The organism is Micromonospora sp. NPDC050795, assembly GCF_044456785.1.
Classification (GTDB): Bacteria; Actinomycetota; Actinomycetes; order Mycobacteriales; family Micromonosporaceae; genus Micromonospora.
The window spans coordinates 171,789-198,625 of the sequence record NZ_JBITGE010000005.1 but is presented as its reverse complement, the minus strand read 5'-3'; the positions used below and the strand labels follow the sequence as shown (position 1 = coordinate 198,625).

Genomic DNA, 26,837 nt, shown 5'->3' with positions numbered 1-26,837 from the left:
GAGACGCCCGAATATCGCGCGGCTCAGTCGATTCGTTGGGCCAGCACCTGCCCCGGCCAGGATCCAACCAGGAAGGTTTCGGTGGGAGTGAACCCGTGGCGCTCGTAGTACGCCACCAACTCGCCACCGCCGCCCGCCCAGCAGTCGACCCGTAGCAGTCGCACGCCAGCTTGCCGGGTTTCCTCGACGGCGTGCGCCAACAGGGCCGACCCGAGTTTCCGGCCGGCGAATCGTCGGTCGGAGACCAGGAGGCGGACGAACCGCTCCGGTTCTTCCGCAGGCGAGATCGGTACCCGGGGGTCGGGCCCCAAATCCAACACGAGGGCTGCTGCTGGCGTCCCGTCCACCTCCGCGATGTACGGGAGGTGCTCGGTCAGGTACCGGTCGACCTGTTCAACCCTTTCGGGCTTCTCCGAGAACGACGTCGTGCCCCACTGCTCGGTGTTGCCGCGGTCGTTCATCCAGACCACCGCGGAGTCGAGCATGTCCAGTACGGCAGGTGCGTCGGCCGGGTCACCGCGTCTGATGCGTACGCCGCGGGTGATGTCGTCCATGGCCGAATGGTAGTCCGAGGAATGGTCGACCCAGGTCTGTCGATGCTTCGTCACCGGTTGTTCGGCGTCGCGTCGGCTCGAATCGCTAGTGTCCGTTGGCCGGCCACCGCCGGCGGTTCAGGCGGAGGGGAATCGATGCGCAGGACAACGATCTGGTCGGCCCGCGCGCTGGGCGCACTCGTGAGCGCGCTCGCGCTGGGGGTGGCCCTGTTGCCGGCGGCCCCGGCGACCGCCGCGAGCGTGACCTTCAGGGCGGCGACGTTGAACATCTACTACGGGCTGAGCCAGGTCGACTTCGCACAGGATCTGAACCTGATCGCGTCCAAGGCTGACCTCGTCGGGCTCAACGAGGTCGGAAACCGCAAGGCGTACCTGGAGAACTGGGCCGCCGACAACGGCTGGTGGTTGTACGCGCCGGGCGGCACCAACCAGGCCGGCGAGGCACTGATCGCCAAGAAGAGCATGTTCGACGTACTCGACAAGGGCTCGATCTTCGTCTGTGACACCAACGGTCCGGGTGAGGTGCCGCCCGCGCGGTACAACAACTGGGTCAAGTACCGGCACAAGGCCAGTGGCCGCACCGTCACCCACATCAACGCCCACGCGGTGGCCAGCATCGAGACCGCCGGCCAGCCGCAGGACCTACCGCGCACCAGGTGCGCCGAGGCGCAGTTCCAGGGCCTCAAGGATCTGGCGGTCAACAAGCAGGCCGAGGGCCAGGTCATCGTGAGCGGTGACCTCAACGTCGACTTCAGCGCCGACCGGAGCTTCGGGTACGCGAAGTTCCCGTGGCAGGTCTTCGAGGCCAACGAGCTGCCGAACCTGCGCTCCAACTACAACCTCTACGGCGAGAAGGGCACCGGGACGCACGGCAACCGGCACATCGACTACGTCTACTTCTGGAAGCGGCTGCCCGAGTACCAGCTGATGTGGATGACCGGTTACGACTTCGTCGGCGGCACCAACTCCGACCACAACGGAGTCGTCGCGACGTTCTCCGTCCAGAGCTGACGCCTTCGGCCTTCGCCGGCTACGAGTCGCGGCGCTCCGGATGCCCCCGGTGCGCCGCCCACTCGCGCGCGCCGGCCTGGCAGCGCGCCGGCCGCGAGCCGGTCGTGGCGGCGCTCCGGGCATTTCTGCTGGCTACCGGGCAGAGGGTCCTGGTGGAGGCCAGCCCGCTCGACCGGATCTGGGGTATCGGCCTCAACCGCGACGATCCGGCCGCCGGCGACGCGGCCCGTTGGCGAGGGCTCAACCTGCTCGGCTTCGCGCTCAAACATGTGCGTGAGGTGCTCGGGGACCACGGCGCTCAGGGTGCGGGTCGAGCGTGACAACCGGCTTCGCCAGGCGCCGGGGGAGCGGTGACGGTCGATGCCTTGACACTCGTGGATGCGATCGCTAACACTTGTCCGCAACGCGAGCTTAACGAACCGAACACATTGTGCCTGCGTCGCGACGCAGCCAGAGGCACCGTATGTGAAGACTCCACATCCGTCGCCAGGGCCTCCCGGCCTTGGCTCGGGCACTGCCGGATGTGTTAACGCTAACATAGATGATCTTGCGAAAGGGGCTGAGGCGGTGGTTCCACAACGCGGGGCAGCGGCATCGCTGCCGAAAGCATCCACCACCCGCCTACGTGCGCTCCTCCTGCTCTCCACCGTGGCCGCCGCGGCCGTCGTGGTGGTGGCCGACGGGTCGGCGCACGCCGCCACACTGCCGACCGGCGCCGTCTCGCTGGAGGCGGTCAACCAGGCCGGACGGTACGTACGCCACATCGACTACCTCGGTCAGCTCGACGCGGTGACCTCCGGCAGCGCCAACCAGACCAAGCTCGACGCCACCTTCACCGTGGTCAACGGCCTGGCGTCGCCGGCCTGCTACTCCTTCCAGACGAAGGCCGGCATGTTCCTGCGGCACCGCGACTACCGGCTGAGGGTCGACCCGAACACCGGCGACGCGTCATTCCGGGCCGACGCCACCTTCTGCGCTGTGGACGGCTCGGTCAGCGGTTCGGTGGCGCTCGCCTCGTACAACTACCCGACCCGGCGGATCCGGCACCGCGACTTCGCCCTCTGGCTCGACGCCTACCAGGACACGGCCGCCTTCCGGGCGGACAGCTCCTTCCGCCTCGTCGCGCCCTGGGCACCCAGGACCACCAGGGGGCCGGTGATCCCGGGCCTCTTCGCCGACCCGCACATCGCCGTGTTCAACGGCCGCTACTACCTGTACCCGACCACCGACGGCTACGCGAGCTGGGCCGGCACCTACTACAAGGCGTTCTCCTCCACCGACCTGGTCACCTGGACAGACCACGGCGTGATCCTCGACCACGGACCGGACGTGTCCTGGGCCGACAATTCGGCCTGGGCGCCGACGGTGGCCAGCGCCAACGGCCGCTACTACCTGTACTTCAGCGGTGGCGCTGCCAGCGGTAACACCGCCAAACAGCTCGGCGTGGCGGTAGCCGACAGTCCCACCGGGCCGTTCCGGGACGCCCTGGGCCGACCGCTGATCCGCAGCGACCAGTTCTCCGGCGGGCAGACGATCGACCCCATGGTGTTCACCGACGACGACGGGCGGTCCTACCTGTACTGGGGGCAGGGCGTCGCGCGGGCGGTGCGGTTGAACGCCGACATGGTCTCCTTCGACGCGGCGCAGGCGCGGGTCATCACCCCGTCCGGCTACAACGAGGCGCCGTTCGTGTTCAAGCGCAACGGTCTGTACTACTTCATGTGGTCGGAGAACGACACGCGCAGCGAGGACTACCGGGTCGCCTACGCCACCGGCTCCTCACCCCTCGGGCCGTGGACGAAGCGCGGCGTGGTGCTGCAGAAGCGCCTCGACCTGGGCATCAAGGGCACCGGCCACCACTCCGTGGTCCGGGCTCCCGGCAGCGACACCTGGTACGTCGCCTACCACCGGTTCGCTGTCCCGGCCGGCAACGGCACCAACCGCGAGACCGCCATCGACCGGATGGAGTTCAACACCGACGGCACCATCCGTCCCGTCGTGCCGGCCCTGTAGCTGACCGGTAAGCCCCTGCGCTAAGGAGAGAGACACATGTCGAGAGTCCTCGCCCGGCTCTGCGCGGTCATGGTCGCCGCTTGTCTGCTGTTCACCACCTGGTCGGCGGCGACACCGAAGGAGGCGGCCGCGCTGGACCCGACCGTCGGCTACCTGATGGCGCACTTCACCGGCGAGTCGTCGACCGACCAGCAGATCTACCTCGCCCACAGCACCGACGGCCTCCGCTGGAACGACCTCAACAACGGTGGGCTGGTGCTGCGGTCCACCGTCGGCACCCGCGGCGTGCGCGACCCCGCCCTGGTCCGCTCGCCGAACGGCGACCGGTACTGGATCATCGCCACCGACCTGTGCATCGGCTGCGGCCAGGACTGGTCGGCCGCGATCAACAACGGCAGCCGCAACCTCGTCGTGTGGGAGTCCACCGATCTGGTCAACTGGTCGACGCCCTGGCTGCTGAACGTCGCCGGCGCGATCCCGGACGGACGCAACGCCTGGGCACCGGAGGCGATCTGGAACCCCGCCACCAATGACTACGTCCTCTACTGGGCGACGAACGTCCCGCTCAACGGGGCGACCAAGCACCGCATCTACTACGCGCGGACGACAAACTTCCGTAGCGTCACCACGCCACAGGTCTACATCAACCGGCCCGGAAACCAGGAGATCATCGACACCCAGATCGTCGAGGTGCCGACCGGCGTCGGTGCCTACCGCTACGTCCGGGCCTCCCGGGACGGCCAGATCGGCATCGAAGGCAGCAACTCCATCCTCGGTACCTGGACCAGCCTCGGAAACCTCTCCGGCATCGGGCTGACCGGCGCGCAGGTCGAGGGCCCGATGTGGATGAGGATGAATGCCCGCAACGAGTGGGTCCTCTACCTCGACCAGTACTCCAGCGGACGCGGCTACCTGCCGGTCCTGACCACCGATCCGTCGAGCCCGGGCAGCTACCGACTGCCAGCGTCCGGCTCGTACTCGATGGGTGGCACCAAGAAACGGCATGGTTCGATCCTCAACCTGACCGCCGCCGAGCAGAGCCGGGTGCTCGCCCGCTGGCCCGCCGCCGCTGTCAACCGGATCCAGTCGTACAACTTCCAGGACCGGTACGTGCGGCACTACGACTACGACGTCCGCATCGACCCGAACGTCAGCCCGGCGCAGGACGGCCAGTGGCGGCTGGTGCCCGGCCTGGTCGGCTCCGGCACCGTCTCCATCCAGTCGGTCAACTACCCGGGCCACTACCTGCGCCACTACGGGTACGACTTCCGGCCGGAGGCCAACGACGGCACCTCGACCTTTGCCGCCGACGCCACCTTCCGGCAGGTAGCGGGTCTCGCCAACTCCTCGTGGACGTCGTTCCAGTCCTACAGCCACCCGGACCGCTACCTCCGGCACTACGCCTACCTGCTGCGACTCGACCCGGTCCCCGACGCGCAGAGCCGTGCCGACGCCACCTTCCGCGTGACCAGCTGACGCTGGCCCCTGATCAAGGAGTCTCGACTGTGGCACTACATCGACGGGTGCTCGCCGCCCTGGTGGCCGCGTTGACGGCGATGGTTGGCGTGGTCGCCGTCGCGTCGACGCCGGCCACCGCCGCCACCAACCAGTTCCGCGGCATGAACTGGGCCGTGTTGGGTGACAATTTCAAGACCGTCCCCCTCGTCGTGCAGGGCCTGAGCGCGTCCGACAGCAACGCGACGGTGCGGGCCAAGGCCAACGCCCTGTACGACGACATGGCGTCCACCATGGGGGTCAACACCGTCCGACTGCCCATCAACACCCACACGGTGGGGACGGCCTGGTGGGAGGCGTACCGAGGCGCCATCGACGCGGCCACCGCCCGCGGCTTCAAGGTCATCCTCGCCTACTGGGAGGACGGTGCCGCCTCCGGCGGCAGGATCACGAACCTCGCCGCGTGGAACGCGATGTGGTCCACCGTGACCAACATGTACGGCACGAACACCAACGTCTACTTCGAGCCGATGAACGAGCCACACGGCTACAGCTCGGCGGAGTGGCGCGACGTCGCCGCGAACTGGCTCACGTACCACTACTCGGCGGTGCCCAGCCGGGTGCTGATCGGCGGCACCGGCTTCAGCCAGGACCTGCGCGACATCTGCAACGACAGCCGCTTCACCTCGACACTGCTGTCCTTCCACTACTACGCCTTCTTCTACGGCGCGATGACCTACGACGCCTTCCGCAGCCACATCCAGGCCCGCCTCGGCAACTGCGCCTCCCGCGCGGTGGCGACCGAGTTCGGCGCGCCCATGAACGACGGCCGCAACTACGCCGACGCGGCCAGCAGCGACAACTTCGTGCGCTACATCCGCGCCATGGCCCAGGTCATGCGCGACAACCAGATGGGTGGCACCTACTGGCCCGCCCTCGGTGGCAAGACCGGCACCATCGGCTACGACTGGTACTCGATGTTCGCGCTGGGCGGCAGCGGCACCGACCTCAACCTGACGGTCCGCAACACCTCGGGCGCGGACCGCATCCGGTACGCGTGGGGCGACACCGTCGGCGATGGCCCGACGACGCCCCCACCATCGACGGGAACGTTCTACCGGATCGATGCGCGGCACAGCGGCAAGGCCATGGGCGTCCAGCAGCCGAACACCGCCAACGGCGCCCGCGTCGGCCAGTACACGTACAGCGGTGGTGCGTGGCAGCAGTGGCAGTTCCAGGACGCCGGCAGCGGCTACTGGCGCATCGTCAGCCGGCACAGCGGAAAGTGCCTCGACGTGGTGAGCGCGTCGACCGCCGACGGCGCCGAGCTCGTCCAGTACACCTGCGGCACCGGGGCCAACCAGCAGTTCCAGATGGTCACCAACGGTGCCTACTTCCAGCTCCGGGCACGACACAGCAACAAATGCGTGGACGTGCCAGCCGCGGCGACCGCGGACGGAGTGGTCATCAAGCAGTATTCGTGCAACTCCGGCACCAACCAGCAGTGGTCTCGCACCGCCGTCTGACGGTCGTTCCGACGTGACAGCCCGGGAAGGATCAGGATCGGCAGCGTGGGGCTCGGCGAGCCGGCGGTGACAACGTTTGCGCTGTCACCGCCGGCGGGGTCCGTCCAGCGGCAGTTACGGCAGCGGACGGCCGAGGCGGGCACAGGTACGGGTTCCGTAGGTCCCGCCCTGGTAGGCGGGGAACTTCAGGGACGCGCGTGACTGCGGCCCGAACTGGCCGTCCGCGCTGATGCCCGCCTTGCTCTGCGCGAACTTCAGCGCGTTGAAGGTCAATTGGCCGAACGCCGCGTCATCGCTGAGCAGCGCCTTGCCGGCGGGTGCGAGGTAGCAGTCGTTCAGGGCCCACTGGAGGGCCGCTGTGCCCGGTCCGCCGTCGCCCCAGACCAGCGAGCACGGCAGGACGCCGTACTTGCCGACCGGCGCGGCGACCTGATAACCGGCCTGGTTGCTGACGACGTCGTAGGACTCGCATTCCGGCTGACTGCGAGCGTGGGCAGGGCTGGCGGCGACCAGCGTGCCCGCAAGCACGGTCATGAGCAGTGCGAGCAGTGCTGCCGAACGCTTCATCGAGTTCTCCTTCATCGCGGTGTCGTCCGATGCCCGGGACCCCCGTCGGGCCTTCCCCGGGCAGTCGGACTCCTGGCAGGACATCCACCCCACGGCTCGTGTCCTGACGTCAGGCTGGTTCGACGCGAGGTTGTCCAACAGGGCGGTGGCGCCGGTCAAACAACGTCGGACAACCCTCAGGGCGTTTGCGCAGCTCAGTCAGCGACTCGGCGGTGAGCCGCAGGAAGGGTCGTACCGCTCTGAGGGGATGTGCCTCGCCCACTCCTGCCGGGTCAGCTCACGGCCGGCTGTGGCGCAGATGTAAGCCCTGGCGGCGCGGAGATCGAACGACCAGCGGACGATTCGGCCGTCCTCGGCACCGGAGAGGAGAGTTCCGGCCGCAGTGAAGGCGAGCCCTCGGACTCTCGCGCCATGGCCGCTGAGGGTCGTCACCCGCTGATGGGTGACGGTGTCCCAGATGATGATGGTCCGGTCGTCACCGGCGGACGCGATCCTGCGGCCGTCGCGACTGAAGGCAAGGACCTGGACGGGTGCGGTGTGGCCGTGCAGAACGGCGAGTTCGCTGCCGGTCACGGCATCCCAGAGCTTGACGCTACGGCTGTCGCCGGCGGTCGCGAGCAGAGTTCCGTCAGGGCTGACAGCGATGTCCTGCACTGTGCCCTGCTGGCTCTTCACCCGGCTGAGAAGTTTGCCGGTGGTGACGTCCCACGTATTGACGAAGCCGCCCACGCTCGCGCCCAGGAGACGGTGGCCGTCCGGGGTGAAGGCCAGCGACGTGACGATCTGCGCCGGGAACCTGGCTGTGATGTCCGTCGGGTTGTTGATGTCCCCGACGTCCCAGACGAAGGGGCCGAGCGTGGCGGCTGCGACGAGACGGCCACCAGGATCGAAGGCAACGTCCGTGGACGCACCGACTCCCTTGGACACGATCGGTCGTGTGGCGTGTCGTCCACGTCGGAGATCCCAGATCGTGACGATGTTGTTCCGGGTCACGGCGGCGAGCCGGACCCCGTCGGGGCTGAACGCGACGGCCTGGACCTCGTCCGGGTGCCCGCTGAGAACGGCCACCTGTTCACCGTCGGTGTCCCAGAGGCGGACGGTGCCGTCGCTGCCCGCCGAGGCGACACGGGTTCCGTCCGGGCTGATCTTCAGGTCTTTGACCTGTGCCGCGAAACCGCTGAACGGGGCGTCCTCCAGATTGTGAAGCACGATGGTTCCGTTGAAGCCGGCCGAGGCGAGCATCGCCCCGTCCCGGCTCAGTGCGACGGACACCGTTTCGGTGCGGCCGCGGTCCTGAAAGGTCTGCAGCGACTCGCGGCGTCGCACGTCCCAGATCGTGATCGCGCCGTTCCCGTCGGCCACGGCGAGCTTGCTGTCGGTGGGCGCGGAGATGGTCCATGCGTAGCGGCCCGCCAGCGGTAACGTCGGAAGGCGGACCGGCTGGCCGGTGGCAAGACCCCACAGGTACACCCCGCGGTCGTCGGCGGAACCCGCGAGGAGATACCCCGAGGGACCAAAGGCGACCGAGAAGACATGCTGGGCGGGCAGTCTGGCGAACACGGTGCCGGTCGCCACACGCCAGGCGGCCGGGTGCTCCACCCCGTCGCTGGAGACAAGGATCGCGCCGTCATGGCTGAACGTGAGGGATCTGACCGGACTCCGGTGCTCGCGGAGCACTGTGCGAGTTGTGGTCCGCAGGTCGTAGAGGGCGATGTCGCCGGCACGGCCGGCACTCGCGTCGGCGCCGGGGCCGGCCGCGAGGCCGACGGCGAGCTTGGTCCCGTCCGGGCTGAAGGCCATGCCCGACCCGAGGCTGTTCTCCGTCAACCGGGTCTTCTGTTGGCGCGTCGCGACATCCCAGATGATGATGGACTTGTCGATCCCGACGGAGGCGAGCAGCCTCCCGTGGTCCGCAAGGCCAGGTCGGAGGTCCGACCGGTGTGGCCGGAGAGGACGGCGATCCGCTCGCCGCGTGCGGGGTCCCACAACCCGATGGTGCCGTCACCGGCAGCGGAGGCCAACAGGGAATGGTCCGGGTTGAACGCGACCGTGTAGATGGAGGGCCCGCCGACGTTGAGTTCGGTGCGGCGGGGCGCGGCGGCCGCGCTCAGCACGCTGCCCTGGGTCTCGGTGTTGGAGTTGAGGTGATCGGCCTCGACGGCCAGCAGGCCGGCCAGATCGGGATCGGTGGCGAGCAGGGATCGGGCTTGCAGCGACAGTTCGCTGGAGAGCGCGGCAACCTGCTGTCGGCGGGCGTCCTGGCGTTGTCGTACCGCGACGGCGCCACCCAGCAGGGCGAGTACGAGCAGGGTGGATATGCCTGCGACGAGATGCTTGAACAGGCGGGCCTGACGTCGGCCGGCGCTCTGCTCGGCCTCGGCGAGAGCGGAGCTGGAGTGCAGGAAGGAGCTTTCGAGTTCGTTGAGCTCCTCCGGTCGGTCCTCTGTCAGGGCCTGCGCGCCCAGGAGTTGGGTTCCCCGGTACAGGGCTCCGGTATCACGGTCGAGCGTCGCCCAGGTGTGCGCGGCTTCGGTGAGACGCCGGTGGATCAGCAGGTTCGCCCGATCATCGGTCAGCCATCGGTGCAGCCTCGGCCAGGCCCGGATGAGCGCCTCATGGGCCACCTCCACAGTGCCGTCGCCCATGACCACCAGACGGGATTCGGCCAGCTGATCCAGAACTCGGGCGGTGACCGCCTCATCGGCGATGCCGTCGAGTTCGGTACGCATGATGGGCCGCCGGGTGTCCTCGGTACCGTCGCCCAATGCGGTGAGCCGCAGGAAGACCCGGCGAGCGGCTCGTCGCTCGACTGCCCCGAAGTCGCCATAGGCCCGCTCGGCGGTCTGGGCGATCGCCCCGCGTACGCCGCCGCTCGCCTGATACGCCGACAGAGTGAGGGTCTCCCCGCTTCGTCGTTGCCACGTCTCGAGGAGCGCGTGCGAGACGAGCGGCAAGGCGCCCGGCTCGTCGGCGGCATCGGCGAGCACCGTACTGACCAGGTCGGCTTCGACGCCCATGCCGACCTGGGCGGCGGGCCGAGTGATGATCTCCCGCAGGTCGGTGGCGCTCACCGGCCGCACCAGGAGGTGCGCCTCGTCCTCCAGCGCGACGGCCAGGTCCGGATATTGCATGAGGTGGGCGAGGAAGTCGGCGCGTACCCCGAGCACCACCGTGGTGCGGCGATCGGCCCCCTGCGCGGCGTCCAGCAGCGCCTCGATGAACCGGCGGCGTTCCGCCTTGTCGGGGCAGAGTGTGAACACCTCCTCGAACTGATCCACCACCAGCAGCGCGCGGGTCTGCGGCGGGCCGCCTGCCAGTGCGCTCCGCACCGCGATGTCGAGCGCGGCGGCATCCGCCGCCAGCTCCTTCCGGATCTCTGGGGCGTCCTGGCCGGTCAACTTCGCGATCTCGGCGGCCAACGCCTCCAGCGGGTGTTCGGTCGGCGTCAACAACATCGTCTGCCACCGCTGGGCGAGCCCACGGTCCGCGGTGATGGCCCCCAGCAGACCGGCCCGCAGCAACGAGGACTTGCCGCTTCCGGAAGCCCCGACGACCGCGGTCAGGCACCGCTGATCGGCGCGTGCCAGCAGCCGCTCGACCAACTCCGTACGGCCGAAGAACAGCTCCGCCTGCTCGGGCTGGAATGCCGTCAGCCCCTGATACGGGCAGCGCTGCGCGATGGGTCTCGGCGGTGCTGGAGGCGACCGCCGCTTCGGCGATGGCCGACCACCGTGCCCGCCACTCGGCCGGGTCACCGCCGCAGGCCTGAACGTACGCGAGCGTCACTTCCAGCGTCGGCAGCCGGTCACCCTTCGCCGCGTCCGCCAACGTGCTTACCGAGTAGTGCGCCCGCCGAGCCAGGAGCCGATAGCTCGGGTTGCCGGCGTGCTCCCGCAACTGTCGTAGCTGCCACGCCAACCGTTGCACCGGGCCCGCCGCCGGGTCCACTGGCTTCTCCGGACGGCCCAATACCCACCTCCGCATACTGGGCCGCAACTCTGGCCGCGCGACCATGGCGAGCTTCGGCACGGGCGCCCATCGGATCGGGCCAGAAGAAGTATCCAGTTGTGGCGATGCGGTTGCGGCCCGGGGCTCGGTCCGCGCCGACAGGCAGCAGGTAACGGCTGTCCCAATGGAGCGGGGGAACACGCGGGTGGGCCTGGCGTTGCGCTACCGTCAAGGCGCACGCCCGGGCGTCGATCAGTCCGCGTCCGCCGGCCGTCGATGGCCCGCAGGACCCCACCAATCCAAGGAGACCCGATGCCGGAGCCTGAGCCCGCCCAGGACGCCGACGCGGCGGCAGCCGACACCTCAACCACGGCCGAGACCGAGACCGATCCGCCTGCCGTTCCCGCGAATCGGGCTGCCCGACGCGCGAAGGGCAAGGTCGCCTCACCTCAACCGTTCGGAAAGGGTCAGAACCCCACTGGCCGGGGCTCGGTCCAGAGCCCCCGTCAGTGGGGCAACCGTCGTAGCGGTTGATCCGCGGCAGGCTCTGTCACCGCACCCATGATCAGCGCAGCGGTCGGCATCATGCCGATGCCGGTGGCGAGCGCCGTGGCGTCCCCGCCGCGGCGCTCGCGACCTTGCGCGCATCCGGGTGCTCGCCCCGGCGTCGGCGCGGGCGGCGATCGCTTCGACCCGTCCGCGCCCCCGCGCCGGTCCAGGACCGGTGTCGCTCGTGGTACGGGCCACGCCGACCGGGCAGAGTGGAATCCGGCAGCCGGCGTACGTCGGCTTTGTCGGCGACCACGGGTACGGTTTCGGTGCTCGGCACGTGTGGGCATCGGCGACCCGTCGTCGGGGCGGGAGCGGCCAGCCCGGTGGCGACGGACCGTGGGAGGGAGCGACGGTGGCGCAGCGGAGAGCACTGGTGGTTCGGGGCGGTTGGGAGGGGCACCAGCCGGTCAAGGCGACGGAGTTGTTCCTCCCCTTCCTCGAACGTAGCGGCTATGCCGTACGGGTCGAGGAGTCGACGGAGATCTACGCCGACACCGCCGAGATGGCCGAGACCGACCTCGTCGTGCAGTGCATGACGATGTCGCAGATCACCGCGGACCAGGTGGCGGGCCTCAGCGCGGCGGTCATCGCCGGCACGGGCTTCACCGGCTGGCACGGCGGCATCGTCGACTCGTTCCGCGCGTCAGCCGAATACCTGCACCTGGTGGGCGGCCAGTTCGCGACCCATCCGGGCCTTGAGCCGTGTGAGCGTCACGGTGGCCCCGAGGACAACTTCCTGCCGCACACGGTGCGCGTCACCGACCTCGGCCGGGAGCACCCGATCACCGCGGGCATCGAGGACTTCGACCTGGTCACCGAACAGTACTGGGTGCTGCACGATGACCTGATCGACGTACTGGCCGTGACCACCCACCCGACGCAGGCATGGCATCCGTGGCATCGGCCGGTCACCTCACCGGCCATCTGGACCCGGCAGTGGGGTGCCGGGCGCGTCGTCGTGACGACCCCGGGGCACAGCCTCGACGTGCTGGAGCACGCGGATGTCCGTACCGTGATCGAGAGGGGGATGGTGTGGGCGACCCGCACCGCGTCGGCGTCATAGGTCTCGGGGTCATCTCCCGCGCGTACCTGGACACCCTCGCGGACCATCCCGAGATCGGCATCGTCGCGGTGGCCGACCTCGACGCCTCCCGGTCGGCCGAGGTCGCGGCCACGATTGCTGGAGCCGAGGCGATGAGCGTCGAGCGGCTGCTCGCCCGGCCGGACGTGCAGACCGTGCTCAACCTGACCATCCCCGCAGCCCATGCCGACATCTCGCTGCACACGATCGACGCCGGCAAGAACGTCTATGTGGAGAAGCCGCTCGCCGTGACGTTCCCGGACGGCCGCTCGATCATCGAACGGGCCACTTCGGCCGGCGTCCGCGTCGGGTGCGCGCCGGACACCGTCCTGGGTACGGGCACGCAGACGGCGCGGGCGGCGATCGACGGCGGGCTCATCGGCCGCCCGATGTCCGCGTCGGCCGTCATGGTCACCCCGGGGCACGAACGCTGGCATCCCAATCCCGACTTCTACTACGCCCCGGGCGGCGGCCCGATGCTGGACATGGGGCCGTACTACATCTCGGCGCTCATCCACCTGCTCGGGCCGGTCCGATCGGTGACCGGCGCCGCCAGCCGCCTGCGCGCCGAGCGTGTCATCGGCTCGGGCCCTCGCACCGGTCAGCGGATCCCGGTGGGGGTGGACACCCACCTCACCGGCGTGCTCGAGCACACGAACGGTGCGCTCTCCACCATCACGACGAGCTTCGACGGCGTCCGGACGACGGCCGCACCGATCGAGGTGCACGGCGAGGCCGGCACGCTCGCCGTGCCCGATCCGAACTACTTCGACGGTGAGGTCCGCCTCTTCACGCTCGGCGACACCGACTGGCGCGCTCTCGAACCGCAGGCCGGTTACGCCAAGGCGTCCCGGGGCATCGGCCTGATCGACCTGGTCAGGGCCGACGATCAGCGTGCCCCGCGCGCTGACGGCGAGGTCGCACTGCACGTACTCGAAACCATGACCAGCCTGCTGCGGTCGGCGGCCGAAGGTCAGCGGATCGAGCTGACGACGGCGGCAGAACGGCCCGCGCCGGTTCCGCTCACGCCGATCGAGGACTGGAAGGCGTACCAGGTCTCGTGAGGTGGTCGCGTTGACAGGCGGAAGGGCCGGCCGGCGCCGACAATGGGACAGTGGCGCCCGCCTTCGTCCTGCATCATCACCGCAAACCGCGACCGCACTTCGACCTGCGGCTCGAGGAGGACGGTGTGCTGCGCTCGTGGGCGGTGCCTCGCGGTCTGCCGGACAGCCCCAGCGACAACCGGCTCGCGATCGCCGTGCCCGAACACGATCTTGATCACCTCACCTACGAGGACGTCGACAAGTCGATCGCCGACATCGGCACCTGGGAGGAGCACGATCGCACCGACCGCCGGATGCTGTTCACGTTGCACGGCCGCACCGCTCGCCGGCGATACGCGCTCATCCGCACCGCTGAGGGGTGGCTGCTGCACCTGACGAAGGAGCAGCCCTCGGACCAGCACAGATAGACGGCCACAACACGCTTCGGGGTGAGCCCGTCGCACCGCTGCGGGTCGGGGCCCATCGCCGGCTCGAAAGGCCTTAGCATCGCCGGCATGGCGACGCGGCTTGTGCAGATCAACATGAAGGCTCGCAACGACTCCGCGCTGGGCGGTTTCTGGGCGCAGGCGCTCGGTTGGGAAATCTCCAGTGAGGGACCCGGCGTGACCAACCTCGAACCCGAGGGCTTCGTCTACCCGGACCCGGTCGCTGTCTGTATCGACCTCATCGTCTCGTCTGAGCCCAAGACGGTGAAGAACCGCGTGCACGTGGACCTCGCCACCACCTCGGCGTCCCACCAGGCGCAGGTGGTAGCCCGTCTGACGGAGCTCGGCGCGACCGCCGCCGACGTGGGCCAGGGTGACGTGCCGTGGACGGTCATGGCCGACCCGGAGGGCAACGAGTTCTGCGTGCTGGAGCCCAGGGCGGTCTACCGGGACACCGGACCGATCGCCGCCGTGGTGGTCGACTGCGCCGACCCGCGAGCCATGGCCCGGTTCTGGAGCGAGGCCACGGATTGGACCCTGCACGAGGTGAACGATCGGGGTGCGAGACTGCGCTCCGCCAAGGGCGTCGGCCCCTACCTGGAGTTCGTCCGAACCCCGGACGCGAAGAGCGGGTGGAACCGCGTCCACCTCGACGTCCGTCCGTACCCCGGTGACGACCCGGAGGTCGAGGCGGCCCGGCTGCGGAGTCTCGGCGCGACCCCCATCGAGTTGGGGCAGGACGTCCCGTGGCGGGTGCTCGCCGACCCGGAGGGCAACGAGTTCTGCCTCCTCACCCCGAGCTGACAACCCGCCAACAGTGAGCATCATTAAACGTTGGCGTTAGGTAAACCCCGCTCTATGGTGGGGGGTATGCCGCCGGTGACCTTCTGCTCGCCCGCCGCCACTGACGTGGTGGTGGGCGCCGCTGTGCGCGTGCCGACGGCCACACGCCCCGAGGCCGACATGCGGGTGCCGGTTGTCCGCGCGCCGCACACCGTGTCCGCGCACACACCGTCGTGCCCGACGCGAACCGGCCGAGGCCCACCTGCGGAGTCGTTGCATACCCAGAACGATCGCCAGGGCGAAGCTATCCAAGCTTCGGCCCTTTTTGTTTTTCCCACCCGCTTCTCCTGAAAGGCACACCATGACCGTCGATCATCGTGGCACTCTCGACCAGAGTTGGCTGGCTGACCTTCGCGCGTCGCTGGCTGACGACTTCGCCGCGCAGACGGCTCGGCTGCGGGAGTTGACCGAGCTCAACGCCGACACCGGCGACCCCGGCGAGGCCCACAACCAGGCCGCGCTGCTGGTGGCCACCCGCCAGAACATCGAGCAGATCACCGGTGCGCTGAGCCGGATCAGCGACGGCACCTACGGCACCTGCCAGAGGTGCGGCCGGAGCATCCCTGCCGAGCGACTCGAAATCCTTCCGCACGCCCGCTTCTGCGTGCCGTGCCAGGAGAAGCAGAACAGGTGACGCCGGGTGGCTGCCGTGCCGCCGGCACGGCAGCCACACCGTCAGGCGCGAGAGGTCGACCTTTCACTCAGTGAAAGCTACGTACTCGTCGAGGTCGAAGGTCGTGATGACGACCACCGCGAGCGGGTCCGGAACCGTTGGCCCGGCGAGCGCCCGGGTGGCCTCGATGCCGTCCATGCCCGGCATCCCAATGCCGAACAGACACACGTCGGGGCGTAGCCGCCGGGCGAGCGCGACCGCCTGCCGGCCGTCACAGGCCCCACCGACGACCTCGATGCCGGGCTGCGTGTTCAGGATGATGGTGAGCCCGGTACGAACGATCTCATGGTCGTCCGCCACGAGCACGCGAACCGTCACCTGCCGGCTCCCTCGCGCGGAAGCACGGCCCTGACGGTCCACCCACGGCCCGGGTCGGGGCCGGCCTCGCAGGTGCCGCCGAGCAGATCGGCACGCTCCATCATGCCCACCAGGCCGAAACCGGGCGAGCCGGCCGGACGGGAGGTGCCGGCCTCGCCGTCGTCGCTGACCCGTAGGCGCACGGACGTGTCGTCGGCAGCGACGCTGACCTCGATGCGGGTGGCGTGGCGGGCGTACGAACGGTGGTGCGACTTCAGATCCTCCCAAAGTACGACTCGGGAGGCCGGGTTGCTGGTGGATCAGGCGGGGTGGAGTCCAGTGCCCGCACCGGTTGCCAGCTGATCTCCACCGCGTTACGTTGAGATGCCATCGACGATCGTCTAAATCGTGAGGTACGGGGGCCGCATGTCCACGCCTGTCACTCGTCGCACCGTTCTGGCCGGAGGGGCCGGTGCCGCCATCGGCCTGGCCCTGCCCAGCGTCGCCGCCCACGCCGGTGGTCACCAACCCGCCAGCGTGAGGTTCACCCTCGACGCGAGAACGCTCGACGGCGGTGAGCAGGTCACCTCGGTCACCCTCGACACCGCCCGGCTCGGGCCGATCGACCCGGCCGGGCTGACGCCCGACACGTTCAGCGTGCACGCCAAGGCCACCAGCCCGATCCCGATCGCCCCGGGCGACCTGATCTTCAGCGAGTACGACCTGGACCGCACGGTGACCGCCGCCCGGCTCGACCGGCAGGGCAACATCGTGCTGGAGCTGAGCCACGCCGAGGGTCAAGCCGGTGGTGGCACCCTCGGCTACATCCTGAGCAGGGGCCGCAACGTCCGGCTGGACCTCGTCTACACCATCACCCAGAACACGCCGATCGTCCGACGCCACGGCTCGCCGCTCACCATCACGCGCTTCGAACAGGGGCGGCTGTCCAACCCCGAGGTCGACGCCTTCAGCCACCACGTCTCGGGCTCGGGTCTGAAGTACCGGCTCTACTCTCCCGACCACTCGCCCCGGCACGGTAGGCGACCTTTGATCGTCTGGCTGCACGGCGGCGGCGAGGGCGCCTCACTGCCCGACGACTACTACGACAACGAGACCACGCTGCGCGCCAACCGGGGCGCGCTCGGCTTCGCCACGCCGCAGGCCCAGCGGATCTTCTCCGGCGCGTACGTCGTCGCTCCGCAGAGCACCTCCTACTGGATGGAGGACGGCCCCCGCTTCGCCCCGCTGATCCGCGAGATCGTCCAGGACCTCGTCCGCCGCAGGCGTGTCGATCCCGACCGGATCTACGTGGTCGGGTGCAGCAACGGTGGCTACATGTCACTGGAGATGACAGTTGCCTACCCCGACCTGTTCGCCGCGTCGGTGCCGATCTGCGGCGTCGTCCAGCCGCTCAGCGGGGAGGGCCCGCCGCTGATCACCGACGCGGAGCTGGCGCAGATCCAGACCCCGACCTGGCTGGTCACCTCGCTCGACGACGACACGGTGCCGCCTGAGGCCAACACGATCCACGCCCACGACCTCATCCCGGGATCCCTGGTCAGCCTGTACGACCACGTCGTCTGGAACGGCTACCAGTTCCCCGGCCACTGGTCCTGGATCTACGTGGCCCGCAACGACCCGAGCCTCAACGGCACCCACATCTGGCAGTGGATGGCCCGCCGTCGTCGGTGATCTGCTCTCCGGGGTCAGGCCAAAGAGTGTCGCGCTGCCGGCCGGCACGGACTACTTGCGGCGTAGTTCCCGCAACACCCCGTGCCGGCGCAGGGCCCAGGCGAGGCGCCGGACGCTCGGGTGCCGCACGAAGAGCACTGCCGCCCGGCGGATCAGACCGAACCGGTCATCGCTCAACTGGTTCTCGATTGCCTTCCAGATCAGCTCGCGAACCTTGGCGCTGGCCAGCACCGCCCGCACCTCACGCCGCACCACAGGATCCTCGGCCGCCGACGCGATGGCGGCAGCCTGACCCGGCCGGTCCGCCAGCGGCTCCACCGCCGCCGCGACGAGTGGCCTGCGCACCTCGTCCTGCTCCAGCAGCAGCAACACCGCTTCGCGAATCTCGACAGTGTCCAGGGCGGACCGCAGCAGGCTCAGCAGGCTGCGCTCCACCTCGTGGTCATGGTCCGGAACGGACAGCGTGGCCAGCAGCACCGCGACCTCATCGAGATCGACGACGTGTCGCACCCCGGTGCGGAACTCCGGCAACTCCCACGCGACCTGTAGAGCCTTGACGAGATTGCGGTTCATGGGCCATCGCTACCCGCAAGCGCCAGCGGACGAAACCCCGCTACCGGTCCGGGCCGGCGCGATCCGGCTCGGACTGGAATGGGCTCCGGGCGAACCGGAACGGGTGTCGACGACCGTGGGCACCTCGACCTGTGAGCGGTTACTCCAGGTGGAAGGTGGCCGAGGCGCGTTCGGCGCTCGAACTGACGGCCTCGATGTAGAGCAGTCCGTCGCGGTGGCGCACGTGGCGGCCCGGGAAGTTCTGCGACTCCAGGGAGATCCCGGCGCTGTCGGCGAGGCCGGCTTGACGGCGGAAGCTCGCGTCGCCGCCGAACAGCGCGGAGCCGTCGTTCTTCTCCACGTACAGGGCGTAGCCCCGATGACGGAGGTAGTAACCGGGAAAGTTGGTCGACTCCAGCGACACCGAACCGCCGCCGGCGAGACCGCTGACGATGCGGAACTGGGACCGGGGGAGAGGCACGAAGGGCTGGAATGTGACGGTGGCGTTGCTACCAGGTGGCGGAGTTCATGTTGGCGTTAACATCGATGCCTGTCAAGGTGTGTCAGCCGCTCACCTGGCCGTCGTCAACCCCGACCGGGCCTGGTTCCGCGGGCAGCGGTGCGCCGGACCCGAACCACCGTTGGCAGGTCGTCCCGCACCCGCCGATCCCGCCAACGGAGCACCACGTCACGCCGGTCGCCCAGGTCCCGAACAGTCGTGACGCCGGCCGCCAGGTGCGTCCGCAGTGACGCCTCGACGACGTCGTCGAGGTCCGACTCGGGACGCTCCACGAGCCGGCCGAGCGCGTCGGGCCCAGCGTCGGCGCAGAGGTGTACGTGCGCGTCCACCAGGCTGGGGACCGCAGGTCTCGTCGTCGTCATCGCAGCCCGCCCCGCTCCGCGCATCGCACCGCCGGGTCCGTGCGGCCTCCCTCGCCAGAGCGATGTCTCGTCCCCAGCCGAGTTGGTGGTCCGCCGCATGGTGATCCGCGCCGGGAATCCGCCCTTTGCTCTGCACCCGCCCACGCGCCAGGCACGGTCCGTCACTGGCGCATGCGCGGGTGCAGAGCAAAGGGCGGGTGTCTCTGGTGTGGCCGGTGGGGGTCGGCGGCGCCCCACCACCTGCGCGACCGGGACGGATGCCTGGTCGAGACCGGACGCGACCAGGGGCAGTTTGACCGTGCTGCGCGCATGAGTTGGGCATCCCGGACGACGAGATCAGCCGGCTCACCGGCACCTGCGGCTGTCGATCCGGTTGGGCGGCGGTGCCGCCGGTGCCCCGGTCGGACAGCTCGGCGGGCTGCCCCGGCCCTCGGCGGGGGTGGACTGGCCGAGCGCCGCTGCCGTTCATCTTCTCCGTCGACAGTGCGGTTCGCCGAGAGCGACGGCGCCTGCGAGCCTCAGTCGATCAAGCGGCGGGCTACCCTGACCTGCGGTGCATCGTAACTACGTGACCTGAGGAGTCGATGCTGACATGACGTCAGGGCGACCGGTGCCGAGCCAGGACGACGTGCTCGGGTACTTCGACACGCTGTCGAACTGGGGGCGATGGGGTGACGACGACGAACTTGGCACGCTCAACCACATCACCGACGACGTCCGGCTCGCCGCGGCGCGGGCTGTGCGGCACGGCACGAGCGTGTCCTGTGCCTGGGAGGTCACCGCACCGGGAGACATGGAACGGTCGACGACGACGTGCCCATGCACCGCCGACATGCCGGGTGCGGAGAACATGCCGCCCGCCTTCCACGCCGACCGGCGCTGGGGCTTCTCGTCCGAGCGGCTCGGCATCTCGTTTCACGGCAACACCCTCACCCACCTCGACTCGCCGTGCCACATCTACTGGGACGGCACCATGTACAACGGGCGGTCGCACTCGTTCGTCGACCCCGCGACGGGCTCGGCGTGGGCGGCCGTCACGGCGGCCGCGAACGGAATCGTCACGCGTGGTGTCCTGCTCGACGTTGCGACTGCCCGTGGTGTGCCGTGGTTGGAGCCGGGCCAGGGTGTGTTCCCCGACGACCTCGAAGAGGCCGAGCGCCGCCAGGGCGTACGGGTACGACCTGGCGACGCGGTACTCCTGCGGACCGGCTACGGGCGCTTCCGGCACGAGAACGGTGCGGCCAGCGGCATCACCCAGGCCGGCTGGCACGCGTCCTGCCTGCCGTGGTTGCACGAACGGGGGGTGGCGCTGATCGGCGCCGACACCCCACAGGACGTTCAACCGTCGGGGTACGACGACGTGTTGATGCCCGTCCACGCCGTGAGCCTCGTCGCGATGGGTCTGTGGATGCTCGACAACTGTGACCTGGAGGCCTGCGCGACGACGGCTGCCGAGCTTGGCCAGTGGGACTTCCAGCTGGCGGTCGCACCGGTTCGCTTCGCCGGCACGTCCGGCAGCCCGGTCAACCCGATCGCCACGTTCTGACCGTTGCCGCACACCCGACGCGACGAGGGCTCGCCACGACACCGCGTAAGAATAGGACCGGACGTTCCGCTGCCGCAGGCGCGGAAACGCCGCCGGCCTGGAGCGTCTCGATCTGGTCGGCCCGACCCGGACCACCGTCGATGATCTTGACAACGAAGACGTGGTTGACCATCGGGCTCCCGCCCTCCGGGACGACCGCGGTCACCAGTGCGGTGCTGCCCACCACGCTGACGCACGTCACCTCGGCCTGCCCCTCGCTCGCCACGCTCCCGTCGGGCAACGCGTGCCGGAAACGAAACACCCCGTGGCCGGTTCCGTGGCGGTCGACCCAGCCCACGACGACGAACCGGATCTGATGACCAAATGTCCCAGGCTCGTCGTAGACGAAGCCGCCGACACCGGCGATCCACGCACCCGGCGTGGCGGGCACCTCCGGTGGGTCCTGGTCGTCGGCCTGCGCCGACGCCGGGACACCGACGGCCGCCACGGCCCCGGCGAGCACGGTGACGAGCATCCTGCGGATTCTCATGCCTTCTCCATTCTCCTAATGATGGCTGCGCGCCGGCGGTAGTCGGCGGCCACGGCTATGACGAGCGGGCCCCACGCGAGCATGGGCGCGTAGTAGCGGAGCTCTTCCCAACCGGGAGGCGGGTGCACCGGTTCGTCGTCGCCGATGCCCACCCAGCCGCCCTGCACCACGTGGAACCTCTGGTTCAGGAGGAAGTAGACGCAGATGGCGACGAGCGACCAGCCACCGATCAGTGCCGCGCGCACCACCGGACGCGCCGGGATGCGACGGCCAGCGATACGGGGTACCCAGTGCGGAAACCGCTGTCCCCACCGGTGCACCAGCCCGAGTGTCAACAGGGCCAGTCCCATCGACAGGGCGGACAGGACGATCATGTACCACTGTGTGACGGCATCGTCGGTGAACACCAGTGACAGACGCCAGACCGCGGACGGCAGGACGCAGAGCGGGACGGCGTAGGCGGCCCAGATCGCCCAGGGCGGCGGGGCGGCGGTCGAGACGTGGTCAGAGTCGGTGCGGCTCATTGGCACTCCGATCCTGGGAGTCGGTCCTGGCGTCGCCGGTCGAGGTGGCGAGGGCGTAGCCGGTGGCGGTGACGGCCAACGACACTCCCCAGATAAGGAACACCAGCAGCGTGGCGGTCATGGACCAACGATCGCCGGCCGCGGACCAGGTCTCCTCCCCGACAGAAGGGGAGGCGCTCCCTCCGCCGGGGGACAGCCTGCCCGGGGTACGGACGTGGCGGCGTGGGACGGCATCGACGGTCGCCTCAAGGAATGCTCAAATTCGATCGACGCGAACCATTGAAGCCGCCCTCCCGCATACGCTCACCGGACCGGTCCGCCGGCAATCACCCGTCGTAGGCAGAAGGAGGGGGAATGCGGCGATCACAACGGCGCATCGCGCTACTCGCGCTGTCCACCCTGGTGGGTAGCATCCTCGTGACGACCGGCCCTGCGGGCGCGGATCCCACGGGGCTCGCAGCCGCCGCCAGCCGATCCCAGGCTGAGGATCGCGCAGCGGTACGCCTCGTGCACATCAGGCTGACCGGTGCCGACATGCTGGACAAGGTGTCCGCGGCCGGCATCGACCTCGAACACGGCCTCCGGCGCGTGCCTGACGGCATCGAGGGCGAAGCGGTGGTGACCGCCGAGCAGATCACCGAGCTCACGGCGATGGGCGTCGAGGTTCTCGGCGACGACGCGGGCTTCACGTGGAGCGACGAGGCCGACGGTGGCCTTGGCGTCGGCGCGGCCAGCGCGCGGGCCGCCCAGCCGGCAAACCACGACGCGACGGTACGCGTCGTCCGCGCCGACTGGTTCACCACGAAGGGTCAGGGCTTCCTCTACGTCGAGGCGCGCACCACCGAGGGGCAGCAGGAGGCCCCGATCGTCGAGATGCAGTTGGAGAACGACTCGGGCAAGGGCACGCCGTTCGGCTTCGCCCGGACGATGAGCCGGTTCGTCGACTCAGGGCAGTACATGTTCCACCGGAACCTGTTCAAGCTCGACGTACGCCCTAACAAGATCAGGCTGACGAGTTCCACCGGTGGTGTCGCGACCGGAGTCGTCTCCAACTGGCTGGAGGACGCCCCGCCCCCGTTGACGGCGAACCCGTCCTACAAGTCGGACTTCGTGGACGGCTACCGACACCCGCAGCAGCTCTACAGCCGGGCCAAGGAGATCGCCCGGCAGTACCCGGACATCGCCGAGATCGTCTACCTGCCGAACCAGACGAACGGGTACCAACGCAAGGCGCAGGCCCAGATCGGCGGTACGGGGCAGTCGGCGGTCGTCGTCACCTCGGCCGCGTGGGGTCACCAGGGCGGCAACGACATCACAGTGGACTTCGTGGACCGACCGGACCCGGATCTCCCGCTGGCGGTGGAGGTCAGCGGCACGGCGGTCCGTGTCCTGCTCGCCACGGACGCCTCGGGTGCACCGACGAGCACGGCAGTCGAGGTGGCCGAGGCGCTGCGGACCCGCTCTGCGGGGCTCATCGACCGGGCGCACCCGTACCGCGCCAACGAGGGCACCGGCATCGTCGCTCCGACGGCCGGCCCGGTCGCGCTGACCGACTTCCTCGACCAGAAGCGCGTCGGAGCACCGGAAGGCGAGGTGCCGCGCGGGCCCGCGACGATCCCGGTCCTGCGGATCGGCAAACACCGTGACGGTAGGAAGCCTGGTGTCCTCATCCAGGCGCAGGACCATGCCCGCGAGTGGGTGCCGGCGACGACCAGCCTGGAGTCGGCCGAACGTCTGGTGCACAACTACCGCTCCGACCGGGAGACGAAGAAGATCGTCGAGAACACCGACGTCTTCTTCATCCTGTCCAACAACCCCGACGGGGCGAACTACAGCTTCTACAACTTCGCCTCCCAGCGTAAGAACATGACGAACCACTGCCCGGACGCGAGCGCCGATCCGGGGCAGCGGAACTCCTGGGGTGTCGACCTGAACCGGAACTACCGGGTCGGGTCGGGCCACGACGGCTACGCGGGAGGGTCGACCAACTGCGTCAGTGGCACCTACCAGGGGCCGGAGGAGCTGTCCGAGCCCGAGTCGAAGAACATCATCTGGCTGGTCGAGAAGTACAAGAACATCAAGTTCATGATGTCGGTGCACTCCAACGGCGGCCAGCTCTTCTGGCAGCCCGGCGCCTACATCGCGGACGGCCGGATCACCACGCCGCGCCCGCCGCTGGGTGACGAGGCGTTCTACTGGCAGTCCGCGGCCCGGATCCTGTCCCAGGTCAAGGCGCACCGGGAAACCGTCGTCACGCCGGAGAACGTCGGCGGCTCGTCCGACGTCCTGTACTCCTCGGCGGGCAACGTACGCGAGGACCTGTACCACACCTACGGGATCTACGCGTTCGGCTGGGAGGTCGGGGGCTCCGTCTACAACCCGGCCACCGGCGACTGGCAGGGCGGTTCGTTCCAGCCGGAGTGGGACGGTAACCCCGAGCTGGTCAGTGGCCACGCCGAGACCATGGAGTACGCCAACGGGATCATGGAGATGTTCCGGGTCGCGGCGGACTGGGGCAGGGACAACAAGAACCCCACGTCCCAGCTGGTCCCCGGTGCGGGGCGTTACTCCGGGCCGGTCGACGTGCGCTTCGAGACCAGCGAGCCGGCCACCATCTACTACACGACCGACGGCAGCCGGCCCACCCTCGAGTCGCCCCGCTACGCGGCGACCGAGTTCCGTGAGCCGGGGCAGGTGTTCCACGTGACCGAGACGACCACGTTCCGCTGGTTCTCGGTCGACAGCGCCGGCAACATCGAGAAGAACTACGACCCGACGAAGAACGACAAGCGCAACAACTACCGCACCGCGACGATCAGGATCGCCAAGAGGTAGCGCCCGCGACAATCGTTGCCCCGTCGGTGCGGGCCACCCGCGCCGACGGGGCAACTTCTGCATGAACACCTCACGGCGCTCAGCGGCCGTACACCTCCAGCTCCCACAGCGAATAGCCGTACGCGGGCAGAGCCCGCTGGGTGCCCTGGACACGCAGGTAGCGACCGGTCGCCGAGACGGCGATGTCGTCCACACCGCCGTCGCCCGTGGTCGTGGTGTGCACCGGTGACCAGGTGACGTTGTCCGGGGAGACCTGGATCTGGTACGCCCGCGCGTACGCCGCCTCCCAGGTCAGCCGGACCCGGTCGAGGGTGCGGGACGCGCCGAGGTCCACCGATATCCACTGCGGGTCGGCGTAAGCGCTGCCCCAGCGGGTGGTCGTGTTGCCGTCCACGGCGTTGCCCGCCACGTGCGTGCTCCCCGGCTCCACGCTGGACGTGGTGACCGGCCTGCCCCGGGAGAGCAGGGTGCTGCCGGCGGCGGTGCCGTAGACGTTGAGGTCCCACAGCGAGTAGCCCCACTGGGTGGCGCGTTGGGTGCCGTACACCCGCAGGTAGCGGCCGGTGCCGGTGACGGTGAGGTCGTCGACCCCGCCGTCGCCGGTGGTCGTGGTGTGCACCGGTGACCAGGTGGCCTTGTCCGGAGACACCTGGACCTGGTACGCCCGCGCGTGGGCCGTCTCCCAGGCCAGCCGAACCCGGTTGATCGCGTACGAGGCCCCCAGGTCAACGGTGATCCACTGCGGGTCGGCGTACGCGCTGCCCCAGCGGGTGGTCGTGTTGCCGTCCACGGCGTTGCCCGCCACGTGCGCGCTGCCCGGCTCGACGCTGGACGCCGTGACTGGCCGGCCCTGGGCCAGGTCGGTGGCGGGCGGCTCACTCGGGCCGTCGGTCCTGACCCGCACGTTGCGGTAGCTGATGTCCATTCCGGCGCCGTCGTTCTGCAACCCGATGTAGCCGTTGGCGATGGCCCGGCTGCTGACGTAATCGTTGATCTTGACGCCGTTGAGCCAGATCTCGACCCGCTGGCCGTGCACGCCGATCTCGTAGGTGTTCCAGGAGCCGGGTGGGTTGAGCGCCGCCGCGCGGGCGGCCTGGTTGGGTGCCTGGAAGCTGTAGACGCTGCCGGTGGTGCGCGTCGGGTCGCCGTCGGTGGCGTCGATCTGGATCTCGTGACCGGCGGCGACCGGGCCCCACGGGTCGCCCTGCGGATCGGGGAATCCGATGAAGACCCCACCGTTGTCGTCGCCCGGCATCATCCAGTCGACCTTGAGCGAGTAGTTGGCGAAGGTACGCACCGGGTACCAGAGCAATCCCATGCCACCGTTCGACGTGAGGGTGCCGTCGGCCAGGGTGAAGCCGCCCGGTCCCGCCTGCCGCCACTGCCCGAGGCTGGCCTGGGTGCCGTCGAACAGCGGGGTGTAGCCGGGCTCCGGCCGGCAGTCGGCCGCCACCGCGCCCGCCGCTACCTGGATGCCGCCCAGCAGCATCCGGGTGAAGTTCGGGTCGGTGTAGCTCTGCTCGGTGTGGCCGAGGCCGGTGTACCAGGAGCGTCCGCCGCCGTAACTGTGGCACCAGGTGATCGGGTGATCACCACCCATCGACCCGCCGGTGTACGACGACTCGTCGAGGTTGGCCAGCACCTTGACCGCCGAGCGGGGGTTGGCCCGGTAGTTGTACCACTCGTCGGTGCGGGTCCAGGTCGACGGTAGGTGCGCGGTCGAGACGTTGGCCCGGTCCTCGACCCGCACTGTCGCCTGCTGGGTGGCCGGGTGCGAGGCGAAGTACCCGCCGACCAGCCCGCCGTACCACTGCCAGTCGTATTCGGTGTCGGCGGCGGCGTGAACTCCGACGAAGCCGCCGCCAGCGCCCACGTACGCCTCGAAGGCGCCCTGCTGGCTGGCGTTGAGCACGTCCCCGGTGGTACTGAGGAAGACCACCGCCTGGTACTGGGCGAGGTTGGCAGTGGTGAAGGTCGCCGCGTCCTCGGTGGCGGTGACGGTGAAGCCGTTCGCCGTGCCGAGCTGCTGGATGGCGGCGATGCCGTTGGGGATGGAGGAGTGCCGGAAGCCGGCGGTCTTGGAGAAGACCAGCACCTTGCCCAACGGTGCGGCCTCGGCAGGGGCCGAGGTCACCGTCGCCGCACCGGCGGCGAGGGTGAGTCCGGTGACGGCGGCGGCGAGCGTGCTGATGACGCGTCTACGCATGCGGGGCTCCTTGTGGGAGGGGGTGGACGGGCGGGGCGTGGCGGTTCGGAGCCGGCAGGCCC

At 69.4% G+C, this 26,837-nt stretch carries 24 protein-coding genes and 2 pseudogenes; 13 read left to right on the top strand and 13 right to left on the bottom strand.

What is annotated here, in order from left to right; translation table 11 throughout:
* Nucleotides 1-23: 23 nt before the first annotated feature.
* The gene (locus ACIBEF_RS06955) at nt 24-554 is read right to left on the bottom strand and encodes a GNAT family N-acetyltransferase (RefSeq protein ID WP_396791884.1); all 531 of its coding nucleotides are present in this window, start codon (nt 552-554) and stop codon (nt 24-26) included.
* Nucleotides 555-689: 135 nt separating this feature from the next.
* On the opposite strand from ACIBEF_RS06955, the gene ACIBEF_RS06950 reads away from it, so the two are divergent.
* From ACIBEF_RS06950 to ACIBEF_RS06930, 5 genes and pseudogenes are all read left to right on the top strand, one after another.
* Nucleotides 690-1,565, top strand: coding sequence for an endonuclease/exonuclease/phosphatase family protein (locus ACIBEF_RS06950; protein WP_396791882.1), 876 nt, complete (start codon nt 690-692; stop codon nt 1,563-1,565).
* 113 nt (nt 1,566-1,678) lie between these two features.
* Nucleotides 1,679-1,885, top strand: a pseudogene (locus ACIBEF_RS06945) (NADAR domain-containing protein); the annotation flags it as partial.
* Nucleotides 1,886-2,132: 247 nt separating this feature from the next.
* Nucleotides 2,133-3,578, top strand: coding sequence for a family 43 glycosylhydrolase (locus ACIBEF_RS06940; RefSeq protein ID WP_396791880.1), 1,446 nt, complete (start codon nt 2,133-2,135; stop codon nt 3,576-3,578).
* A gap of 36 nt (nt 3,579-3,614) precedes the next feature.
* On the top strand, nt 3,615-5,054 hold the full coding sequence (locus ACIBEF_RS06935) for a glycoside hydrolase family 43 protein (protein WP_396791878.1): 1,440 nt from the start codon (nt 3,615-3,617) through the stop codon (nt 5,052-5,054).
* A 29-nt stretch (nt 5,055-5,083) separates the two neighbouring features.
* Nucleotides 5,084-6,559 (top strand): RICIN domain-containing protein, encoded by a 1,476-nt coding sequence (locus tag ACIBEF_RS06930; RefSeq protein WP_396791876.1) that lies wholly within the window; start codon nt 5,084-5,086, stop codon nt 6,557-6,559.
* Between the two features lie 114 nt (nt 6,560-6,673).
* Here ACIBEF_RS06930 and ACIBEF_RS06925 read toward each other — a convergent pair whose 3' ends face one another.
* The 3 genes from ACIBEF_RS06925 to ACIBEF_RS06915 form a co-directional block, all read right to left on the bottom strand.
* Nucleotides 6,674-7,126: a peptidoglycan-binding domain-containing protein gene (locus tag ACIBEF_RS06925; RefSeq protein ID WP_396791875.1), complete on the bottom strand. Its 453-nt coding sequence runs from the start codon at nt 7,124-7,126 to the stop codon at nt 6,674-6,676.
* Nucleotides 7,127-7,324: 198 nt separating this feature from the next.
* Nucleotides 7,325-8,953, bottom strand: a complete 1,629-nt coding sequence (locus ACIBEF_RS06920; protein WP_396791873.1) for a WD40 repeat domain-containing protein — start codon at nt 8,951-8,953, stop codon at nt 7,325-7,327.
* Nucleotides 8,950-10,881: a hypothetical protein gene (locus ACIBEF_RS06915; RefSeq protein WP_396791871.1), complete on the bottom strand. Its 1,932-nt coding sequence runs from the start codon at nt 10,879-10,881 to the stop codon at nt 8,950-8,952. Before ACIBEF_RS06915 ends, ACIBEF_RS06920 begins: the two co-directional genes overlap by 4 nt.
* 1,097 nt (nt 10,882-11,978) lie before the next feature.
* Here ACIBEF_RS06915 and ACIBEF_RS06910 point away from each other — a divergent pair.
* From ACIBEF_RS06910 to ACIBEF_RS06890, 5 genes are all read left to right on the top strand, one after another.
* Entirely contained in the window at nt 11,979-12,689 is a 711-nt protein-coding gene (locus ACIBEF_RS06910) for a ThuA domain-containing protein (RefSeq protein WP_355006338.1), read from the top strand.
* A complete protein-coding gene (locus tag ACIBEF_RS06905; RefSeq protein ID WP_396791869.1) occupies nt 12,659-13,771 on the top strand; it encodes a Gfo/Idh/MocA family protein in 1,113 nt (370 codons plus the stop codon). Before ACIBEF_RS06910 ends, ACIBEF_RS06905 begins: the two co-directional genes overlap by 31 nt.
* 50 nt (nt 13,772-13,821) lie before the next feature.
* On the top strand, nt 13,822-14,178 hold the full coding sequence (locus ACIBEF_RS06900; RefSeq protein ID WP_396791867.1) for a DNA polymerase ligase N-terminal domain-containing protein: 357 nt from the start codon (nt 13,822-13,824) through the stop codon (nt 14,176-14,178).
* An 87-nt stretch (nt 14,179-14,265) separates the two neighbouring features.
* Nucleotides 14,266-15,000 carry a VOC family protein gene (locus ACIBEF_RS06895; RefSeq protein WP_396791865.1) on the top strand — a complete coding sequence of 245 codons (735 nt, stop codon included), beginning with the start codon at nt 14,266-14,268 and terminating at the stop codon, nt 14,998-15,000.
* A 340-nt stretch (nt 15,001-15,340) separates the two neighbouring features.
* Complete coding sequence (locus tag ACIBEF_RS06890; protein ID WP_396791863.1) at nt 15,341-15,673, top strand: TraR/DksA family transcriptional regulator; 333 nt, start codon at nt 15,341-15,343, stop codon at nt 15,671-15,673.
* Between the two features lie 78 nt (nt 15,674-15,751).
* Here the strand turns inward: ACIBEF_RS06890 and ACIBEF_RS06885 are convergent.
* Together ACIBEF_RS06885 and ACIBEF_RS06880 are read right to left on the bottom strand one after the other, a co-directional pair.
* Nucleotides 15,752-16,030: pseudogene (locus tag ACIBEF_RS06885) on the bottom strand (response regulator transcription factor); the annotation flags it as partial.
* Nucleotides 16,027-16,287, bottom strand: coding sequence for a sensor histidine kinase (locus ACIBEF_RS06880; RefSeq protein ID WP_396791937.1), 261 nt, complete (start codon nt 16,285-16,287; stop codon nt 16,027-16,029). The pseudogene ACIBEF_RS06885 and the gene ACIBEF_RS06880, both read right to left, overlap by 4 nt.
* Before the next feature lie 148 nt (nt 16,288-16,435).
* Here ACIBEF_RS06880 and ACIBEF_RS06875 point away from each other — a divergent pair, with 148 nt between their 5' ends.
* Nucleotides 16,436-17,701, top strand: coding sequence for a prolyl oligopeptidase family serine peptidase (locus ACIBEF_RS06875; protein ID WP_396791861.1), 1,266 nt, complete (start codon nt 16,436-16,438; stop codon nt 17,699-17,701).
* Between the two features lie 51 nt (nt 17,702-17,752).
* Here the strand turns inward: ACIBEF_RS06875 and ACIBEF_RS06870 are convergent, their stop codons facing one another.
* From ACIBEF_RS06870 to ACIBEF_RS06860, 3 genes are all read right to left on the bottom strand, one after another.
* Complete coding sequence (locus ACIBEF_RS06870; protein ID WP_396791859.1) at nt 17,753-18,274, bottom strand: hypothetical protein; 522 nt, start codon at nt 18,272-18,274, stop codon at nt 17,753-17,755.
* Nucleotides 18,275-18,413: 139 nt separating this feature from the next.
* On the bottom strand, nt 18,414-18,734 hold the full coding sequence (locus ACIBEF_RS06865; protein WP_396791857.1) for an AbfB domain-containing protein: 321 nt from the start codon (nt 18,732-18,734) through the stop codon (nt 18,414-18,416).
* Nucleotides 18,735-18,838: 104 nt separating this feature from the next.
* A complete protein-coding gene (locus ACIBEF_RS06860) occupies nt 18,839-19,135 on the bottom strand; it encodes an amidohydrolase family protein (protein ID WP_396791855.1) in 297 nt (98 codons plus the stop codon).
* A gap of 592 nt (nt 19,136-19,727) precedes the next feature.
* Between ACIBEF_RS06860 and ACIBEF_RS06855 the strand changes: the two genes are divergently transcribed.
* A complete protein-coding gene (locus tag ACIBEF_RS06855; RefSeq protein WP_396791853.1) occupies nt 19,728-20,681 on the top strand; it encodes a cyclase family protein in 954 nt (317 codons plus the stop codon).
* On the opposite strand, the gene ACIBEF_RS06850 is transcribed toward ACIBEF_RS06855, so the two are convergent.
* Genes ACIBEF_RS06850 through ACIBEF_RS06840 form a run of 3 tightly spaced genes read right to left on the bottom strand, consistent with a single transcriptional unit; the run spans nt 20,659 to nt 21,855 of the window.
* A complete protein-coding gene (locus ACIBEF_RS06850) occupies nt 20,659-21,210 on the bottom strand; it encodes a hypothetical protein (RefSeq protein ID WP_396791852.1) in 552 nt (183 codons plus the stop codon). The genes ACIBEF_RS06855 and ACIBEF_RS06850 overlap by 23 nt on opposite strands.
* A complete protein-coding gene (locus ACIBEF_RS06845; protein ID WP_396791850.1) occupies nt 21,207-21,734 on the bottom strand; it encodes a hypothetical protein in 528 nt (175 codons plus the stop codon). Before ACIBEF_RS06845 ends, ACIBEF_RS06850 begins: the two co-directional genes overlap by 4 nt.
* Nucleotides 21,715-21,855, bottom strand: coding sequence for a hypothetical protein (locus ACIBEF_RS06840; protein WP_396791848.1), 141 nt, complete (start codon nt 21,853-21,855; stop codon nt 21,715-21,717). The genes ACIBEF_RS06845 and ACIBEF_RS06840 overlap by 20 nt, the downstream gene beginning before the upstream one ends.
* A gap of 233 nt (nt 21,856-22,088) precedes the next feature.
* Between ACIBEF_RS06840 and ACIBEF_RS06835 the strand changes: the two genes are divergently transcribed.
* The gene (locus ACIBEF_RS06835; RefSeq protein WP_396791846.1) at nt 22,089-24,569 is read left to right on the top strand and encodes a M14 family zinc carboxypeptidase; all 2,481 of its coding nucleotides are present in this window, start codon (nt 22,089-22,091) and stop codon (nt 24,567-24,569) included.
* Nucleotides 24,570-24,648: 79 nt separating this feature from the next.
* On the opposite strand, the gene ACIBEF_RS06830 is transcribed toward ACIBEF_RS06835, so the two are convergent.
* Nucleotides 24,649-26,775 (bottom strand): ThuA domain-containing protein, encoded by a 2,127-nt coding sequence (locus ACIBEF_RS06830; protein ID WP_396791844.1) that lies wholly within the window; start codon nt 26,773-26,775, stop codon nt 24,649-24,651.
* Nucleotides 26,776-26,837 lie beyond the last annotated feature (62 nt).